The sequence below is a fragment of the Rhodococcus sp. IEGM 27 genome, from assembly GCF_033142305.1.
Lineage (GTDB): Bacteria > Actinomycetota > Actinomycetes > Mycobacteriales > Mycobacteriaceae > Rhodococcus_F > Rhodococcus_F oxybenzonivorans.
Window position 1 is genome coordinate 62127 of record NZ_JAWLSG010000003.1, and the last position, 17296, is coordinate 79422.

The following is a 17296-nucleotide window of genomic DNA, read 5'->3' on the forward strand; positions in this document are numbered from 1 at the left end:
CCTGTGTCGAGGGCCCGTGCGTGCAGGTCGTTTACGAATCCATCTTGCTCGCCTCGACGGGGTACGGCCACCGAGTCGGTGTGAACCGGTCACCTCCCGGGTACTTGACGGCAGGCCAAACGTTGACGACCGAGATGAGGTTCGACCCGATGAGTGCTGTGTCCGCCTTCGTATTCGCACCGTCGCCCTTGCTGACGGTGACGATCGAAGCCGCCCCGGACGAGAGCACCGAACTGCACGTGCACGCCGGTGGGCAGGGGGTATGGATTGCCAGGATGGCGGCGACGCTCGGCCTCGACGTCACGTTGTGCGGGGTGTTCGGTGGCGAGACGGGGGGCATCCTCCAGTCTCTCATCGAGCGTGAAGGTATAAAGGTTCGCGCGATTTCCACGGCCGGTGAGAACGGGTCCTATGTGCACGACCGCCGTGGCGGTGACAGGAAGCCGCTGGCCGAGGTCCGCCCACGTGTCCTGTCTCGGCACGAGGTCGACGACTTGTTCGGCGGGTCGCTGGCCGAGGGAATCACAGCGGATGTCGCGGTGCTCGGCGGCCCACACGAGAACAATGTGGTGCCCCCGGAGATTTACACCCGGTTGGTGGGAGATCTTCGGGCGTTGAAGGTTCCGGTGGTTGCCGACCTGTCCGGCCCCACCATGACGGCGGCCCTCGAGGGTGGCCTGACCGTACTGAAGGTGAGCCACGAAGATCTCATCGAGGACGGGCGCGCACAGTCGGAGAAGCCGGAGGATCTCGCCGAAGCGATGCGCGCACTTGCGGCGGAAGGAGCCGACCACGTCGTCGTCTCACGAGCAGGAGATCCGGCGATGGCCCTCGTCGACGGCGACATCTGGGAGGTCCTGATTCCGCCCATGAATATCGTCGACCACCGGGGCGCCGGAGACTCGATGACCGCCGGTATCGCCGCAGCCTTGGCCCGCGGCAAATCGATGAACGACGCATTGCAGTTCGGCGCCGCCGCCGGCGCTGTGAACGTGACGCGCCGTGGTCTCGCAACGGGACAACCGGACCTGATCGCGAAGATGGTCGAGAATATTCGGGTGCGGCGGATGACCGAGCCGGAGGGGCAGAAGCAGTGAGGGCTCTGGTCACCAATGACGACGGCGTGGACAGTCACGGTATCAACCTGCTCGCCCGGTTGGCGTTCGCCGCCGGACTCGACGTTGTGGTCGCGGCCCCGCACGAGGAACGCAGTGGTGCGAGCGCGTCGCTGACCGCGTTGGAGAGCAACGGCCGGCTCCGGATGTCGAGCCGGGAGTTCCCGGACCTTCCCGGGGTGGCGGTCCACGCGGTAGAAGCGTCCCCCGCGCTCATCAGTTTCGTGGCGACGAGCGGTGCGTTCGGGCCGCCGCCGGACATCGTGCTGTCGGGAATCAATCACGGCCCCAACACGGGTCATGCGATTCTGCATTCGGGGACCGTCGGGGCGGCGCTGACGGGCGCCACGCACGGCACGCTGGCGTTGGCGGTGTCGCTGGCCACGTCGAACCCCAGGCATTGGGACACCGCCGAAGTCGTGTGCCTGCAGGCGTTGGACTGGATCGTCGAGAACGGCACCCCGGGCACGGTGCTGAATGTGAACGCACCGGACATTCCGCTCGACGAGTTGAAGGGGCTGCGCCCGGCCCCGCTCGCGGCATTCGGCGCCGTCCAGGCGAACGTCGGTGAAGCGGACGACGGGTTCGTGACCGTCACTTTCGCCGAAATTCACGCCGACGACAACGAGAATTCCGAGGAGACCGATGCCGGTGTCCTCGTTCGTGGTTGGGCGAGCGCGACCGCGCTCAGGGCACCTTTCGAGGCGGTCGACGTGGACATCAGCACGTTGAACTGGACACGCTGACCGGGCGATCCGGCTGTGCGGGTCGCTGTCGTCACCGGCGTCAACTCAGCCGCACACCACCCGCCAGCAGCATGGCCCTCAGGACGAACGCTGCTTCCGGGCCGATGATTTCACCCACCAAGGTGAGGTAGCGGTCGACGTACTCCGGTCCGTGTGCCGCGGTGATCGGATCGTCGGGGTCGGATGGGTCCAGGTGATGTGCGATCTCGTGCAGTACCACCAGTTCCCGGAATGCCCAGGCTTTGCCGCTGCGGTACTCGGGGACGGCCATGGTGGCGCAGTCACTCTCGTAGTGCGCGGCGTTGTTGCCCGCCCTCGCACGCACATGGATTGGCGTGGCGGCTCGCGCCCACGAATCCCGCACCCAGTTGAGAGCGAGCACCCGGTTCACGTAGTCCTGCACCGACTCGATGGACGCGAATTTCCGTTCCACCGGCAGTGTCACCTGCGACCCCAGAACGTCGACGACGCGCAGCCCACGCTCGTCGGCGCGATCGAACATCGTGCGCACCAACGCTTCCGCCTCGTAGACGGCAGCACGCTGGGTGTCGCGGGTGCGCCTCACGACGGAATCTGTTTTCGCGCGGTCGACAACTCGGGCGAATTGCTCAACCGCGCCGTCCGTGCGGCCCGGTCCCCGGCCCGGCGAGCACCCGACGCATGACCCGCCGACGCGCGCGCTCCACGCCACGTCCCGCGTGCCTGGGAGTTTTCGGAGTAGTAATCCTTCAGCTCGAGCTGCTTGTCGCGCAGTACCAGCGCCGTCTCCGCCGACGACTCCGGAACAGACGTCGCCTCGTGCTCGGCGTCCTTCTTCGCGTCGGCGAGGCGCTGCCCGATGCGGGCTGCATAGGCAAGTTGGAAGTTGAGCCGGGCGGTCACACCCGCAACCGGTCGCCGCACGGTGGTCCGGACCCGACGCCGTCCGCGCTGCTCGACCTGGGTGCGCATCGTCGTCTCGTTCCGGTACTCGCCCGATTTGATGTAGGCGTCGGACGCCCTCACCATTTGGATCAGCAGGCTCGTGTACAGGGCCTCGCACACGTCGATGTCGCCGGCGAATCCGTAGGCGTAGATCACGGCCGACGTCTGTGCGATGTCGCATTGGACGTCGTTGGCGGCGGCGATCACCAGAAACAGCTGCGCGTAGGTGCGCAGTCCCTTCTTGCCCGGCTCCCCGATGGTGATCAGGCGTTGAGTAGGGGTAGCCCGCTTCTCCTTGCCCGCAGCGTGTGACCGGGCCACGGCCAGGTCGATGGAGGCGGCGGTCGCGAGCCGCTGCGCCGCGGCCATGAACGCTTCACCCTCGTGCGGGTTGTCGGTGGATTCCGCCTGCCGGAGCAGCCCACCGATGCGGGTCAGCATCTTCTCGGAACTCACCAGGGCAGGCTACGCCCGTGAGTGGTTGACGAGTCCGGACACTCCTCGACCGCGCACGGGCGCGGAGCGCCTAGAGGTCGTCGAGGATCAGATTCGCTCCACCGAGACCGATGCCGGTGATCCAGGTGCGGTAATTGGTCTGGTGGACGCCGCCGCGTCGAGACGCCCCCATCTGCGCGACGAGTTCCGGGGCGATCCCCAGCTCGCCCGGCGGCAGGGTGTTGGCGACGAAGGCGATGTCGGAGTCCACCTGGTTCACGTGCTCCAGCGAGATTTCGGACATGTTGTTCTTCGCGTCCCAGGTCTGACCGGTGATCGTGAACCCGGCCTCGGTCAGTACCGAACCGGCGAAGGTTTCCGGTCCGTGTAAACGCAGGCCGTTGTCCATCACCCGGATGATGTGGGCGGTGCGGCCACCGGCACCGAGTCGCGCGCGTACCGCGGCGGCCCGGGCGTGGAAGGCCGCCAACTTCTCTGCGGCGGTGTCCTGCTCCCCCATCGCCTCGGCGAACAAGGTGATCGTTCCCTGCCAGTCGACCGCGGGCGAGACCGCGAAGACGGTGGGCGCGATCGCGGCGAGTGAGTCGTACAGCTCACCGTGGCGTTGCTTGCTGCTGAGGATCAGGTCGGGGCGCAGTGCCGCGATCGCTTCGAGGCTCGGCTCGGCGATCGATCCGACCACCGCGGTGTTCTCGAGGCCGGTCCCGAGGTAGGCGGGGAGCCCGTCCGCCGATCCGGCCTGGGCGGCGCCGACCGGCGTTTTGCCCAGGCTGACGACGGTGTCGATGGGGAGGCTGTCGAGTGCAACGATGCGGGTGGGACGTGCGCTGACGACGGTGGTTCCCATGGCATGGGTGATGGTGCGACTTCCCTCGGCGCCTGTGCCGGAATCGGTGCCGCTCCTGGCGCAGGCGGCGGTCAGCGCGGCGAGTGCGGCCGCACCGAGACCGGCTCCGAACTGCCGTCGAGTAAGGGCAGCGACGAGTTCCTGCCACTGGGCCTCGGTCACTTCCGGGGAGCACGTAGTTGCGCGCATGTCGTACCTCGAGTTCGAAGGGGCGAAGAAAGGCGATCCTAACCTTATAGAGTGAGCGGCGGGTTGATGTCGACCACGATCGGAGAAGCCCGTGCCGTCCAGTTCCCGTGCCCCACTTCGACCCGATCCGACGAGTCTTCTCAGGCCGCCCGCGTGTGCCGACCTTTCGCGTTCTCTGCAGGAGCCGATGGCAGGCACCGCTCCAGAGGTGCGGGCGTGGCTGCTGATCGAGCAGCCGGGCCCGTGGGGCCGGGACCGGTTACGGCAGAGTCGCCTCGACCCCATTCTCGGTGACACGCTGGCCGGACGCTGCGCGGACGCCGGGGTCCGACCCGTGTTGATACGGACCAGGGCTCGTCGCGACATCAGCACTGGGCGACACGTCTACCTGGTCCGTCCCGGCCGATCCGATGCGTGGATGAAGCGAGAACTGGTGCGCGACGATGGGGAACTGCTCGACCTCGTCTCGGAAACTGCTGTGCCAGAGGTCAACCCGTCGACGGTTCATCCTTCACTGTTCCTGGTGTGCACACACGGCAAGAAGGACGCGTGCTGCGCCGCCTTCGGACGTCCGGTGGTTGCCGGCCTCGGAGATCGTGGGAGCCGGGTGTGGGAGTCCACGCACGTCGGCGGAGACAGGTTCGCGGCGACCATGGTGTGCCTGCCCTCCGGAATCTACTACGGACGCGTCACCGCGGAGGCCGCGGAACATATAGTCGCCGAACATGATCGGGGCCGCATCGTGCTGGGGCATTACCGCGGGCGATGCATCGACCCGCCGCTGCTTCAGTTCGCCGACTATTCCGTCCGCGCCGACCGTGACCTCGTCGGCATCGACGACGTCGTTCCGCTGTCCGCCACCACGCGCGACGACGGCGATTCCGACGTCCTCGTCGCTCTCCCCGACGGAATTGTGCGCGTGCGTGTGCGCACCGAGTCGGCGGCGCCTCGGCTGACCGCGTGCAGCGCGGGAGTGGTGGGCAACCCGGAGCATCACCGCCTGGTCGAGATGACGGACGTGGCGCCGGCAGACGGTCGGTAACAGATACACGTGCGTGCGGGAGGACGCCGGAAAGGTACATTCGCACGCACGTGCGCGCGCTGCGCCGGGTAGAAGGGACTTCGACGTTCATGGCCACAGTGACCTATGACGGTGCCACCTGTTTGTTCCCCGGCTCGGACAAGCCGGCCGTCGATCAGCTCGATCTGAAGATCGAGGACGGTGAGTTTCTCGTGCTGGTCGGACCCTCCGGCTGCGGCAAGTCCACATCACTGCGCATGCTCGCGGGACTCGAAGACGTGCACAGTGGGCGAATCCTCATCGGTGACCGGGACGTCACCGGCCAGGAGCCGAAGCAGCGGGATATTGCGATGGTGTTCCAGAACTACGCCCTCTATCCGCACATGTCGGTGGCCGAGAACATGGGCTTCGCGTTGAAGCTCGCCGGGAAACCGAAGGCCGACATCCGGCAGCGCGTCGAGGAGACGGCCAAGCTGCTCGACCTCGAGCCGTACCTCGACCGCAAGCCCAAGGCGCTCTCCGGCGGTCAGCGTCAGCGGGTCGCGATGGGCCGTGCGATCGTCCGGCAACCTCAGGTGTTCCTGATGGACGAGCCGCTGTCGAACCTCGACGCCAAGCTCCGCGTGCAGACGCGGACGCAGATCGCGCAACTGCAGCGCCGCCTCGAGACCACCATGGTGTACGTGACCCACGACCAGGTCGAGGCGATGACGATGGGTGATCGGGTCGCCGTGCTCAAGGATGGAGTGCTGCAGCAGTGCGCCTCCCCGCGCAACCTCTACAGCAAGCCGGCCAACGTGTTCGTCGCCGGCTTCATGGGTTCGCCGTCGATGAATCTGTTCACCTTGCCGATCACTCCGGACGGGGTCGTGCTCGGCGACGCGACGATTCCCCTGCCCCGCCAACTGCGCTCGGAATCGTCCGAAACCCAGGTGGTGGTGGGTATCCGTCCCGAACACCTCGAGCTGTCCACCACGGGCATCCCGATGGAGGTCGCGGTGGTCGAGGAGCTCGGATCCGACGCTTACATCTACGGTCGCAGCACCGTCAACGGCGAGACACACCAGCTGGTGGCGCGCGCCGATTGGCGGAACCCCCCACGCAAGGGCGACCTGGTGAAACTGCACGTCGATCCCGCCGCGGTACACCTGTTCTCGGCGTCCGAGGGATACCGGCTGAGCTAGCCGCGGAGTCCGCGCCGCCGTTCCTGAACGATTCAGGTCGGGGGTAATGCGGCACTTCGGCCGTGTTCCGTGCCACAGTATGTTCCGACACCGCACCGGTGCCGCCGGATTTCGTGCGCAATGCGCCGGAATCCCGGTGCCGGTGGCGGGTTCATCCACATCTACCTACGGGGAGACTCCATGGTTCAGATTTCGAGAGCGGTCCGGCGCGCCGCGGTGCTTGCCACCGCTGCGTCGCTGGTCACGCTCACCGCGTGCTCTAGCGACAGCGGCAGCGACTCCACGTCGGAGAACCTCGACGGCCGCGGACCCATCACGTACGTCGAGGGCAAGGACACCACCGAGACCGGGGTCGTCCGCCAGATCATCGACGCGTGGAACGCCGAGCACCCGGACGAGCAGGTGACGTTCAAGGAGCAGTCGAACGACGCCGATCAGGCGCACGACGACCTCGTCCAGCACCTGCAGGCCAAGCAGTCCGACTACGACGTCGTGGCACTCGACGTGCCCTGGACCGCGGAGTTCGCGGCCAAGGGCTGGCTGCAGCCGCTGACCGGTGAGTTCGCGGTCGACAACACCGGAATCCTCCCCGCCACCGTGGAAAGTGCCACCTACAACGGCACCCAGTACGCGGCACCCAAGAACACCAACGGTGGGCTGCTGTACTACCGCAGCGACCTGCTCCCCGCCGCCCCGAAGACGTGGACGGAACTCGCCGCGGCGTGCGAGGTGGCCAAGACCAACAACATCGACTGCTACGCCGGTCAGTTCGCGCCCTACGAGGGCCTGACGGTGAACACCGCCGAGGTCATCAACGCGTTCGGTGGTTCGTTCGTCGGTGAGGACGGCAAGACCCCCACCGTCGACAGCCCGGAGTCCCGCGCGGGTCTGCAGGTTCTCGTGGACAACTTCAAGAACGGCGACATCCCGGCTCAGGACACCACGTTCAAGGAGCCCGAAAGCCAGAAGGCCTTCGAGGACGGCAAGGCGCTGTTCCTGCGCAACTGGCCGTACGTGTACGCCAACGCCGAGAAGGACTCGTCCGCGGTGAAGGGCAAGTTCGCGGTCGCCCCGCTGCCCGGCAAGGACGGGATCGGCACCTCGACGCTCGGTGGCTACAACGCCGCCATCAGCGCGTTCTCGGAGAACAAGGCAACCGCTCGCGACTTCCTGACCTTCCTGCAGGGCGAGCAGGCGCAGCGCATCATGGCGATGGACTCGCTTCCCCCGGTCCGCGCCGCGCTGTACGACGACCCGGAGATCGTGGCGAAGTACCCCTTCATGCCCACGTTGAAGGTGTCGATCGAAAACGCTGTTCCCCGCCCGGTCACCCCGTTCTACCCGGCTGTGTCGAAGGCCGTGCAGGACAACGCCTACGCCGCCATCAAGGGTGAGAAGTCCGTCGACCAGGCGATCACGGACATGCAGTCCGGTATCCAGTCCGCGGGCTCGTAGCAACACCGGCTCGTAGAACACAGGAGTGAAGATGGCCGTTCCGACTGGGACCACCAGTGGGGCGCCGGCCCGTACCGCGGCCGGGGATTCCGATCCCGGCCGCGGTTCGCGTGCGGAAAGTGAGAACGGGCGACGCTTTGGGCTGAGCGGTCGCCGCGCGTGGCTGTTCGTCGTCCCGACGCTGGCGGTCCTGGCTGTCGTCATCGGGTACCCGGTGATCCGGGCCCTGGTGATGTCGTTCCAGAAGGATGCCGGTCTCGACCCGTCGACGGGCATGTTCGTCGAGGGCGGTTGGGCAGGATTCACCAATTACACGCACTGGATCCTGCAGCAATGCACCTCTCCGGGAGGTGCGGCCGTGGCGTGCCCCCCGGGCACACTCGGGTCCCAGTTCTGGTCGGCGGTCGGTAACACCGCCTTTTTCACTGTCGTCACTGTCGGGATCGAGGTCGCGATCGGCCTGTGGATGGCGATCATCATGGGCAAGACATTCAAGGGTCGCGCACTGCTGCGCGCGGCCGTCCTTATCCCGTGGGCCATCCCGACCGCGGTCACCGCCAAGCTGTGGTACTTCATCTTCGCCTACGACGGCATCGCCAACCGGTTACTCGGCACCCAAATCCTGTGGACGTCGGACGAATGGCCGGCCCGCTTCGCCGTGATCATCTCCGACGTCTGGAAAACCACACCGTTCATGGCGCTGCTGATCCTCGCCGGTCTGCAAATGATTCCTCAGGACGTGTACGAGGCAGCCCGCGTGGACGGCGCCTCGGCGTGGCAGCGGTTCCGCCGGATCACACTCCCTCTGGTCAAGCCTGCTCTGATGGTGGCGATCCTGTTCCGCACCATGGACGCCCTGCGCATGTACGACCTGCCCGCCATCCTGACGGGCGGCAACCCTGCCACCACCACCGTGTCGATACTCGTGGTCGACCAGGTGCGGCAAGGGTTCAACAGCGCGTCGGCGCTCTCGACCATCACATTCCTGATGATCTTCGCGGTCGCATTCGTCCTCGTGAAGTTTCTCGGTGCCAATGCCGTCGAAACTCAGGAAGCACAGCGAAAGGGGCCGAAGCCGTGACGCATCGCGCACCGGAACCGGACGTCCCCGACACCTCGGCGCGGCGCAAGCGTCCCCAGCGATTCGCTTTCAAGAACACTCGCATCTACGTCGGCGTCGCGATCATCCTCGTCTGGGGTCTCGCCCCGTTCTACTGGATGATGGTGACGGCGTTCCGCGACCCCGACTACACCTTCGACACCACACCGTGGCCGACGCACCTGACCCTCGAGAACTTCCAGAACGCGTTGTCGACGAGCAGCGGCAACAACTTCACGCGGGCCCTGATCAACAGCATGATCGTCGGCGGCGTCACCACCGCGGTGGCTCTGGCCGTCGGCATCTTCACCGCCTACGCCCTGGCTCGGATCGAGTTCCGGTTCAAGTACGTGGTGGTCGGCATCGTGCTCGGCGCGTCGATGTTCCCCGTCGTCGCACTGGTCACTCCACTGTTCCAGTTCTTCACGAACATCGGCTGGATCGGCACCTACCAGGCGATGATCATCCCCAACATCTCGTTCGTCCTCCCGCTCACCATCTACACCCTGACGTCGTTCTTCAAGGAACTCCCGTGGGAGCTCGAGGAGGCGGCCCGGATCGACGGCGCCAACCGGGGCCAGGCGTTCCGGTTGGTGATGTTGCCGCTGGCGGCGCCCGCGCTGTTCACCACCGCCATCCTGGCGTTCATCGCCACCGTCAACGAGTATCTCCTCGCCAGCCAGCTGTCGAGTGACGCCACCGAACCGGTCACCGTCGCGATCGCCCGGTTCTCCGGCAACGACCCGCATGTCGTGCCCTACGCGGCGATCATGGCAGCCGGCACCATCGTCACCATTCCGCTGGTCATCATGGTGCTGCTGTTCCAGCGCCGCATCGTGTCGGGGCTGACGGCCGGCGGCGTGAAGAGCTGACACCAGATGCATCCGGTGGCGAAGCGGCAGCGACTCGAGATTCTCATCGGAATCCTCGGGTTCTTCACGGTGATGGCGTTCATCGCCGCGGTCGTGGAGGTGGTGAACGGTGATCCCGGTGTCACACCGGCGCTGGTGTTGCTGGGTTGCCTGCTGTTGTCGGGGCTCGCAGTTGCGGCGCGCGCCCGTGTCCGCTGAAACAGGACAAGCGGTCGGATTATTTGCTGATCGGTAGCGCGGTGCGCGTCACACTCGGGGCAATCACATAACATACGTACGGGGTGGGTGCGATGATCCTCCGTGACCGGATACCTGACCGGGAGTGTGTAAGTGAGTTCTGGCAACGACGCGACGGGCGATGGCACCGCCGAGTCCGGTGGCACGCCCGTCGGTGACGACGGCGCAGCAGCGACAAGCACGCCGCGAGCAGGGAAGAAGAAGTCCCGCCGCTGGCGCACGGTCCGCCGCGTCGGTCTGGGCGTGATAGCGCTCGTGCTGGTCATTCCCCTCGTGATGTTCCTGGTGAGTTACGTCCAGGCCGAGGTCCCCCGCCCGTCGGACATGAAGACCAATCAGGTGGCCACGGTGTTCGCCGCGGACGGCGCCACCGAATTGGCGAAGGTGATTCCCCCGGAAGGTAACCGCACCGAAATCGCGCTCGGGGAGATACCGCAGCACGTCCGGGACGCTGTCCTGTCGGCGGAGGACCGGAATTTCTACTCCAACCCCGGCTTCTCGACCACGGGATTCGTGCGAGCCGCCCGCGACAACGTCCTCGGCAAGGAAAGCGCTGGCGGCGGGTCGACGATCACCCAGCAGTACGTCAAGAACGTGCTGGTCGGCGCCGACCGAAACGTGTATCGGAAGATGCGCGAACTCGTCATCTCCACCAAGATGGCCCGGGAATGGTCGAAGGACGAGATCCTCGCGGCGTACCTCAACACCATCTACTTCGGCCGTGGTGCCTATGGCATCGAGGCGGCGTCGCGGGCGTACTTCGACAAGCCGGTCGGTGAGCTGTCGGTGGCCGAAGGCGCCGTGCTGGCCTCGGTGATCCAGAGCCCGTCCTACCTCGACCCCGAAGCGAACGTCGACCAGTTGCAGGCCCGGTGGAACTATGTGCTCGACGGCATGGTCGAGATGGGTGTGCTCACCTCCCAGGACCGCAGCGAGATCGAGTTTCCGGCCGCGGCGCCGGCCAATCGGCCCACCGACGCCAACTCCGCGCCCGGCCCGGAGGGTCTGATCCGCAACCAGGTGCTCCGGGAACTGTCGGACGCCGGGATCTCCGAGCAGACTCTGAACACCGAGGGTCTACAGATCACCACGACGATCGACCCGAAAGCGCAGCAGGCCGCGATCGACTCCGTGCACGAAACCCTGGAAGGGGAGGACCCCGGTCTGCGCACCGCGGTGGTGTCCATCGATCCGCGCACCGGCGGTGTCCGTGCCTACTACGGCGGTGAGGACGGTGCCGGATTCGACTACGCGCAGGCTCCGCTGCAGACGGGCTCGTCGTTCAAGGTGTTCGGCTTGGCCGCCGCGCTCGAACAGGGCATTCCGCTCTCTGCCCGCTTCAGCAGCGCCCCGCTGACCGTCGGCAATGTGCAGATCGGCAACGTCGAGGGTGAATCCTGCGGCACATGCACCATCGCCGAGGCCACCAAACGGTCACTGAACACCAGTTTCTACCGGCTCATGATGTCCTTGGACAACGGTCCGCAAGCCATTGCCGACGCCGCGCACAAGGCCGGTATTCCCGAGTTCATCCCCGGGGTGCAGGGCAAAACGTTGAGTGAGAACGGCGGCGAACCCGAGGGCGGCATCGTTCTCGGTCAGTACTTGTCTCGTCCGATCGATATGGCGTCGGCGTATGCGACGCTCGCCGCCTCCGGCATCTACCACCCGCCGTACTTTGTCCAGCGCGTGGTGACCGCCGATGGAGTGGTCCTGTTCGATCGGGCGCCGAGCCCCGGGGAGCGTCGACTCGAGGCCGCGGTCGCCGACAACATCAGCCAAGCCTTGATGCCGGTGGCTGCCTATTCCCGCGGTCACGCACTCGCGGGAGGACGTCCGTCGGCGGCGAAGACGGGCACCGCGCAGCTGGGCGATACCGGTGAGAACAAGGACGCCTGGATGGTCGGTTACACGCCGTCGTTGTCGACGGCGGTGTGGATCGGTAAGGCCGACGCCACCGCGATCAACAACAGCTGGGGCGGGCTGATCTACGGGTCCAGCCTGCCGTCCGACATCTGGAAGGGAACGATGGACGGTGCCCTCGAGGACACCGACTGGGAAGAATTCCCCTGGCCGGACCCCATCGGCGGGCAGGCGGGTGTTCCTTCGTGGAGCGGCGTTTCGAGTAGCGGCAGCGGGTCCGGAAGTGGCAACGGCCAGACCGCCAGTCCGCCGCCTGCGCCGGCACCCGTAGAGGCGCCGCCGCCGGCACCGTTACCGCCGATTCAGCCCCCGCCGCAGCTCCAGCTACCGGCGCCCACGCAGATCGAAATTCTTCCGGGCGTGATCATTCCGCTGCCGGGCTAGGGTCGGGCGAACTTTCAGCCCAGGCTGCGGTACCCGCCGCCCGGTGGTGCACGATGCGGCAGCACCACGACCCGCAGCGCTGCTCGTAGGCTGTCGGACGTCTTGGCCCAGGACTGGGCTTCGCTCTCACACATGTCCGCTTCTTCGGAGTCGTTCTCGCGGGCGAGTTCCGCGTTGTGGCGCCACTCGACTTCCTGGTCGGAGCAGAGGCGCAGGAATTCGAGGATGGTGTCTCGATCGCGACCGCAGATTTCGGCGACATCGTCGGCGTCCAGCCCGCTGTCGGAGTCCAGATGAATCAGCGTCATCAGCGCCGCGGGCAACTCGTGGCTGCCGTGCTCGTCGGTGCCGGTCGGACTCGTGGCGGTGGTGTTGAGGGTGCCGCCCAGTCGTTCGGCAAATGCCTCGTCGGCGGTATCGACGAGGTGCTCGAAGGTGCGGAACACCGACAGCAGATGTTCGGCCGCGAAAGGCGAACCGTCGATTCGCATGACGGCGACCACGTTGTCGACTATCAGCAGGAATTTGATGTCGGACCACTGACGGTTGAGATCGGCCAGCGCTTCCGCTGCGCGGGTCCGGTCACTGATCGAATGGACAACGCGGGCAAACACCTCGACCCGGGCGTCGTCGTCGAGCACCCTGACGTAGGTGGGCATGTCACCGACCCAGACGAGGATGTCTCCGTCCCCGTCCTTCTCCGGTGCCTGCCCGAGCATCGATTCGACGGCCGTGTCGACGAGTTCCCGTAGACCTGATCCGTTGCGCTGCCGAGCCGGTGCGACGTCGGGGACGTCGAGCGGCGGGACATCTTGTCGACCCCGGGTGATCGCGTGCAGGAACGACGGATGCATCAGGTCCCAGATTTCCCGGAACACGGCGATGGTCATCGTCGCCAGCCGAGTGGCCTCGGTGCGGTCGGCGTCGAGATAGAACGAAGCGGAGCCGTTGCCCTCGTCGACGTCCACCACCGCATCCGGGCGGTTCCACCCGAGTTCGATCAGCCGATCGTGATCTTCCTCGGAAAGTTGACGCGCCGGATGCAAGAAAAGGTTGGACGGCACCTCACACCGCACCGTGTCACCGGCCCAGGCGAAGAATCGCACGCACGCGGCCGTCTCGGTGAGGCCGTCGTCGGTGCTGTCGTAACGCGACACCAGCACCAGCTCGTCGTCGTCCTGCATCGCGCGCACATACCGGGTCAGACGGTCTTGGAACTGCGTCCATGCGTCGTCGATCTCCCGATCGAAAGTGTTCTCGGACATCACGCCTCCCTCGATGAATCCTGGGTGTCACCGTAGAGGGCGGGTACGACAAGTATTCGAACACAAAGGCGAATGCCCCTTACGGCGCGATGAAAAGCGTCGAAAGGGGCATTCGCCTCGGGAACGGTCCTACGCGTCGATGATGAACGCCTCGAGCTCGGTGCGAGCCTTGTCGTCCGCCATCTGAACCGGCGGGGACTTCATCAGGTACGCGGAAGCCGGGTAGACGGGTCCACCGATTCCGCGGTCCTTGGCGATCTTGGCGGCGCGGACGGCGTCGATGATGATGCCGGCCGAGTTCGGGGAGTCCCAGACCTCGAGCTTGTATTCCAGGTTCAGGGGCACGTCGCCGAACGCGCGACCCTCGAGGCGCACGTACGCCCACTTGCGGTCGTCGAGCCAGCCGACGTGGTCCGACGGGCCGATGTGCACGTTGCCGGGACCGAGGTCGCGGGTCAGGTTCGACGTCACAGCCTGCGTCTTGGAGATCTTCTTGGACTCGAGGCGGTCCCGCTCGAGCATGTTCTTGAAGTCCATGTTGCCGCCGACGTTGAGCTGCATGGTGCGGTCGAGCTGCACGCCGCGGTCCTCGAACAGCTTCGCCATGACGCGGTGGGTGATGGTGGCACCGACCTGCGACTTGATGTCGTCACCGACGATCGGGACGCCGGCGTCCTTGAACTTAGCCGCCCACTCGGGGTCGGAGGCGATGAACACGGGCAGGGCGTTGACGAACGCGACACCCGCGTCGATTGCGCACTGGGCGTAGAACTTGTCGGCATCCTCGGAACCCACGGGCAGGTACGACACCAGCACGTCCACCTCGGCGTCCTTCAACGCCTTGACGACGTCGACGGGCTCGGCCTCGGAAATCTCGATGGTCTCGGCGTAGTACTTGCCGATGCCGTCGAGGGTGGGGCCGCGCAGCACCGGCACGTCGGCCGGCGGAACGTCCGCGATCTTGATGGTGTTGTTCTCGCTGGCGAAGATGGCCTCGGAGAGGTCGAATCCGACCTTCTTTGCGTCGACATCGAAAGCGGCGACGAACTGGACGTCGCGAACGTGGTACTTGCCGAACTTGACGTGCATGAGGCCGGGAACGGTCGCCGTCTCGTCGGCGTCCTTGTAGTACTGCACGCCCTGAACCAAGGACGAGGCACAGTTCCCCACGCCCACAATGGCCACGCGCACCGCGGTGCTGTTCTCACCCATGGTCGGGTTCTCCTTCTTTATTAGGTGTTGCTGTCGATTGCTCGGCGGCGATCAGCTCGTTGAGCCAGCGCACTTCACGCTCACTGGATTCGAGACCGAGCTGGTGAAGCTGACGGGTGTAGCGGTCTATCGACCCGCTGGCCCGTCCCACGGCTTCGCGGAGCCCCTCCCGGCGCTCCTCGACCTGGCGTCGTCTGCCTTCGAGAATGCGCATCCGCGCCTCTGCGGGTGTGCGGCTGAAGAAGGCGAGATGAACACCGAAACCGTCATCGGTGTAGTTCTGCGGACCCGTGTCGGCGACCAGTTCCTTGAACCGCTCCCTGCCGACCGGTGTGAGCTGATAGACGCGGCGGGCGCGACGCTTGACGGTGCCCGGGGCACCTGCGTCCTCGGCGATCAGACCGTCCGCCTGCATGCGTCGCAGAGTGGGATAGAGGGAACCGTAGGAGAACGCGCGAAACGCACCCAGCAGTCCCGTCAACCGCTTCCGCAGCTCGTATCCGTGCATGGGTGACTCGTGGAGCAGCCCGAGAATTGCCAATTCGAGCACTTGTCCACCCCCTGAGTCGCCAGACCTAACCGTGTGATGCGATGCCGAACTATATCGCACCGATATATACGACGATACGCGTGGGCGATACATGGGACAAGTCGTCACAGATTGTTTTGTGGGTGGCTTCTGCCGGCCGGTTCGCGGGTCAGCCGCGCCGTTCACAACCTCCGTAGGAACTACGTCTAGTCACCGAACGGGTAGACGGCGATGATCTCACCGTCGAAGGTGACGTTGAAGTATCCGGTGTTGCCGGCTTCGTTGTTCGCGTACACGGAGATGATCGGCGGCCCTTGTTCTTCGCCGGGCTCGAAGCCGAAGGACAGGTGATCCACGGTTCCGTTGGGCACTCGGACGCTTTCCGGTGCGCCTTTCAGCAGGCCGGCGAGGGCCGGAAGGTCCACGGCGGCAAGGTCGAACGACCGCTCGTCGGCGTCGCGGGTGGAGACGCTTCCCCAGCTGTCGAATTCTCCGTCGTAGTGGTACGGGTCGGACTGGGACGGGTTTCCGGTTGCCTGCCGGTCGAGAACGGCATGTTCGGGGAAGAGATCGACTTCATCGGCGATGGTGTCACCGAACTCTGCGCGGTACTCGTCGATGAAGTGTTGAACCCCGCTGCCGGTGGTCAGGGTGGGGAGCGGCTTCGACGGTCCGGCGTCATCCCCGATCGATCCCGCGATTGCGCCGACCACCGAAGCGCTCGCGACGATCGCACCGGCGGCGATCCACCGTCGCCGGGACCTGCGCTGTTTCGGGCGGACGACGGGAGCATTGGCCAGTCGGCTGGGAATTTGCAGGTCACCGACGAGCCGGTCGAGTTCGTCGAAGGTCTTCGCGCTCATCGCCCGGGCTGTGCGGTAGCTGTGTTCCTCAGCCGAGATCTGACCGTCGGCCTGAGCCGCGTCGAGGACTCCGCATGCGTCGGCCCGATCGGAGTCGCGAGCCCGTAGCCCGGCGAGGCGTGTCTTGTTCATCGTGTCCTATCCACTGAACGGCGAGACGCGGAGGACCGAACCCGCCGGCGTGACCACGATCATGCCGCTCTCGTCGAAGTCGTTGCTCGCGTAGATCCGCACGATGGGCGTGGCGCCGTCGGTGTCGATTCCGAGGTAGTCGACCTTCGCGTCCGGAACATTGATAGCCGTGGGCGCCGTCGCCACGACGTCCGCCAGGGCATCCACATTCAGGCCCGCGAGGTCGATGATCGGGGTGTCGACCTTCCGAGTGGTCGCCGGACGTGACGGCGAGAACCCGCCCTGGTAGTCGTACGAGACCAGCCGATTCGGCTCCAGCGGTTGTGCGCGCTCCAAGTTGGCGTGTTGTGGATACAGGTTCAACTCGTCGACGACCGTGTCACCGAACTTGGCGCGGTACTGATCGATGAAGAGGGTCATTCCTTCCCGCGTGGTGAGGTCCGGCGTCGGTATCACCACCGGCGCGACTGCACCGAGATCGATCGAGGCCGGTTGCGCGGCGGGTGCGGGGGCCTGCGCGTCGTCGCTGTCGGTGAGGGCGAAGGCCCCGACAGCGGCAATGACGGCGGTGGCCGCGACTGCTGCGGTGAACAGGTGGCGGCGGGTTTCGCGGGGAGGCCTGGCGTCGGGCGGTGCATCCGCGGGACGCTGCAGGTCGCCGACGAGGGCTTCGAGTTCGTCGAGTGTGCGCGCGCCGGCGGCGAGTTCCGACATGGCCCGGTGCTCGTCCTGACTGAGCTGTCCGTCCCCGAAAGCGCCGTCGAGTATTGCCGCGGTATTGGCGCGGTCGACGTCACGCGCGCGCGTGTTCGCTGGGTATCGGCTGGCCACGCAGAGATCTTA

The 17296-nt window shown here is 65.9% G+C and carries 17 protein-coding genes; 9 read left to right on the forward strand and 8 right to left on the reverse strand.

Features of this window, described 5'->3' with window-relative positions; all coding sequences use genetic code 11:
- The first annotated feature begins 149 nt into the window (after window positions 1–149).
- Together R4P95_RS11180 and surE are read left to right on the forward strand one after the other, a co-directional pair.
- Window positions 150–1097, forward strand: a complete 948-nt coding sequence (locus tag R4P95_RS11180; RefSeq protein WP_236603168.1) for a 1-phosphofructokinase family hexose kinase — start codon at window positions 150–152, stop codon at window positions 1095–1097.
- Window positions 1094–1861 (forward strand): 5'/3'-nucleotidase SurE, encoded by a 768-nt coding sequence (gene surE / locus R4P95_RS11185; RefSeq protein ID WP_317744556.1) that lies wholly within the window; start codon window positions 1094–1096, stop codon window positions 1859–1861. The genes R4P95_RS11180 and surE overlap by 4 nt, the downstream gene beginning before the upstream one ends.
- 40 nt (window positions 1862–1901) lie before the next feature.
- Here surE and R4P95_RS11190 read toward each other — a convergent pair whose 3' ends face one another.
- The 3 genes from R4P95_RS11190 to R4P95_RS11200 form a co-directional block, all read right to left on the reverse strand.
- A complete protein-coding gene (locus R4P95_RS11190; RefSeq protein ID WP_317744555.1) occupies window positions 1902–2426 on the reverse strand; it encodes a TIGR04338 family metallohydrolase in 525 nt (174 codons plus the stop codon).
- The gene (locus R4P95_RS11195; protein WP_317744554.1) at window positions 2423–3241 is read right to left on the reverse strand and encodes a DUF2786 domain-containing protein; all 819 of its coding nucleotides are present in this window, start codon (window positions 3239–3241) and stop codon (window positions 2423–2425) included. The genes R4P95_RS11190 and R4P95_RS11195 overlap by 4 nt, the downstream gene beginning before the upstream one ends.
- Window positions 3242–3311: 70 nt before the next feature.
- Window positions 3312–4277 (reverse strand): ABC transporter substrate-binding protein, encoded by a 966-nt coding sequence (locus R4P95_RS11200; protein WP_213575552.1) that lies wholly within the window; start codon window positions 4275–4277, stop codon window positions 3312–3314.
- 187 nt (window positions 4278–4464) lie between these two features.
- On the opposite strand from R4P95_RS11200, the gene R4P95_RS11205 reads away from it, so the two are divergent.
- The 7 genes from R4P95_RS11205 (at window position 4465) to R4P95_RS11235 (ending at window position 12452) form a co-directional block, all read left to right on the forward strand.
- The gene (locus R4P95_RS11205; RefSeq protein WP_317744553.1) at window positions 4465–5319 is read left to right on the forward strand and encodes a sucrase ferredoxin; all 855 of its coding nucleotides are present in this window, start codon (window positions 4465–4467) and stop codon (window positions 5317–5319) included.
- 89 nt (window positions 5320–5408) lie between these two features.
- Complete coding sequence (locus tag R4P95_RS11210; RefSeq protein ID WP_213575554.1) at window positions 5409–6482, forward strand: ABC transporter ATP-binding protein; 1074 nt, start codon at window positions 5409–5411, stop codon at window positions 6480–6482.
- Between the two features lie 180 nt (window positions 6483–6662).
- A complete protein-coding gene (locus R4P95_RS11215; RefSeq protein WP_159922825.1) occupies window positions 6663–7937 on the forward strand; it encodes an ABC transporter substrate-binding protein in 1275 nt (424 codons plus the stop codon).
- A 31-nt stretch (window positions 7938–7968) separates the two neighbouring features.
- Window positions 7969–9018, forward strand: coding sequence for a carbohydrate ABC transporter permease (locus R4P95_RS11220; protein ID WP_213575556.1), 1050 nt, complete (start codon window positions 7969–7971; stop codon window positions 9016–9018).
- Window positions 9015–9908 carry a carbohydrate ABC transporter permease gene (locus R4P95_RS11225; protein ID WP_213575557.1) on the forward strand — a complete coding sequence of 298 codons (894 nt, stop codon included), beginning with the start codon at window positions 9015–9017 and terminating at the stop codon, window positions 9906–9908. The genes R4P95_RS11220 and R4P95_RS11225 overlap by 4 nt, the downstream gene beginning before the upstream one ends.
- 6 nt (window positions 9909–9914) lie before the next feature.
- Window positions 9915–10106 (forward strand): hypothetical protein, encoded by a 192-nt coding sequence (locus R4P95_RS11230; RefSeq protein WP_213575558.1) that lies wholly within the window; start codon window positions 9915–9917, stop codon window positions 10104–10106.
- A 132-nt stretch (window positions 10107–10238) separates the two neighbouring features.
- Window positions 10239–12452, forward strand: coding sequence for a transglycosylase domain-containing protein (locus R4P95_RS11235; RefSeq protein ID WP_213575559.1), 2214 nt, complete (start codon window positions 10239–10241; stop codon window positions 12450–12452).
- Between the two features lie 14 nt (window positions 12453–12466).
- On the opposite strand, the gene R4P95_RS11240 is transcribed toward R4P95_RS11235, so the two are convergent.
- From R4P95_RS11240 to R4P95_RS11260, 5 genes are all read right to left on the reverse strand, one after another.
- Entirely contained in the window at window positions 12467–13717 is a 1251-nt protein-coding gene (locus tag R4P95_RS11240; protein WP_213575560.1) for a T3SS (YopN, CesT) and YbjN peptide-binding chaperone 1, read from the reverse strand.
- 129 nt (window positions 13718–13846) lie between these two features.
- Window positions 13847–14929, reverse strand: coding sequence for an inositol-3-phosphate synthase (locus tag R4P95_RS11245; protein WP_005249652.1), 1083 nt, complete (start codon window positions 14927–14929; stop codon window positions 13847–13849).
- Window positions 14922–15479, reverse strand: a complete 558-nt coding sequence (locus R4P95_RS11250; RefSeq protein ID WP_109334622.1) for a PadR family transcriptional regulator — start codon at window positions 15477–15479, stop codon at window positions 14922–14924. Before R4P95_RS11250 ends, R4P95_RS11245 begins: the two co-directional genes overlap by 8 nt.
- A 185-nt stretch (window positions 15480–15664) precedes the next feature.
- On the reverse strand, window positions 15665–16453 hold the full coding sequence (locus tag R4P95_RS11255) for a DUF1707 domain-containing protein (RefSeq protein ID WP_317744550.1): 789 nt from the start codon (window positions 16451–16453) through the stop codon (window positions 15665–15667).
- Between the two features lie 6 nt (window positions 16454–16459).
- Window positions 16460–17284, reverse strand: a complete 825-nt coding sequence (locus tag R4P95_RS11260; protein ID WP_317744549.1) for a DUF1707 domain-containing protein — start codon at window positions 17282–17284, stop codon at window positions 16460–16462.
- Window positions 17285–17296: the final 12 nt, after the last annotated feature.

Coding starts and splice junctions, on each gene's coding strand:
- R4P95_RS11180 (WP_236603168.1), top strand. CDS start 150: ATGAGTGCTGTGTCCGCCTTCGTATTCGCACCGTCGCCCTTGCTGACG.
- R4P95_RS11200 (WP_213575552.1), bottom strand. CDS start 4,277: ATGCGCGCAACTACGTGCTCCCCGGAAGTGACCGAGGCCCAGTGGCAG.
- R4P95_RS11205 (WP_317744553.1), top strand. CDS start 4,465: ATGGCAGGCACCGCTCCAGAGGTGCGGGCGTGGCTGCTGATCGAGCAG.
- R4P95_RS11210 (WP_213575554.1), top strand. CDS start 5,409: ATGGCCACAGTGACCTATGACGGTGCCACCTGTTTGTTCCCCGGCTCG.
- R4P95_RS11215 (WP_159922825.1), top strand. CDS start 6,663: ATGGTTCAGATTTCGAGAGCGGTCCGGCGCGCCGCGGTGCTTGCCACC.
- R4P95_RS11220 (WP_213575556.1), top strand. CDS start 7,969: ATGGCCGTTCCGACTGGGACCACCAGTGGGGCGCCGGCCCGTACCGCG.
- R4P95_RS11230 (WP_213575558.1), top strand. CDS start 9,915: ATGCATCCGGTGGCGAAGCGGCAGCGACTCGAGATTCTCATCGGAATC.
- R4P95_RS11240 (WP_213575560.1), bottom strand. CDS start 13,717: ATGTCCGAGAACACTTTCGATCGGGAGATCGACGACGCATGGACGCAG.
- R4P95_RS11245 (WP_005249652.1), bottom strand. CDS start 14,929: ATGGGTGAGAACAGCACCGCGGTGCGCGTGGCCATTGTGGGCGTGGGG.
- R4P95_RS11255 (WP_317744550.1), bottom strand. CDS start 16,453: ATGAACAAGACACGCCTCGCCGGGCTACGGGCTCGCGACTCCGATCGG.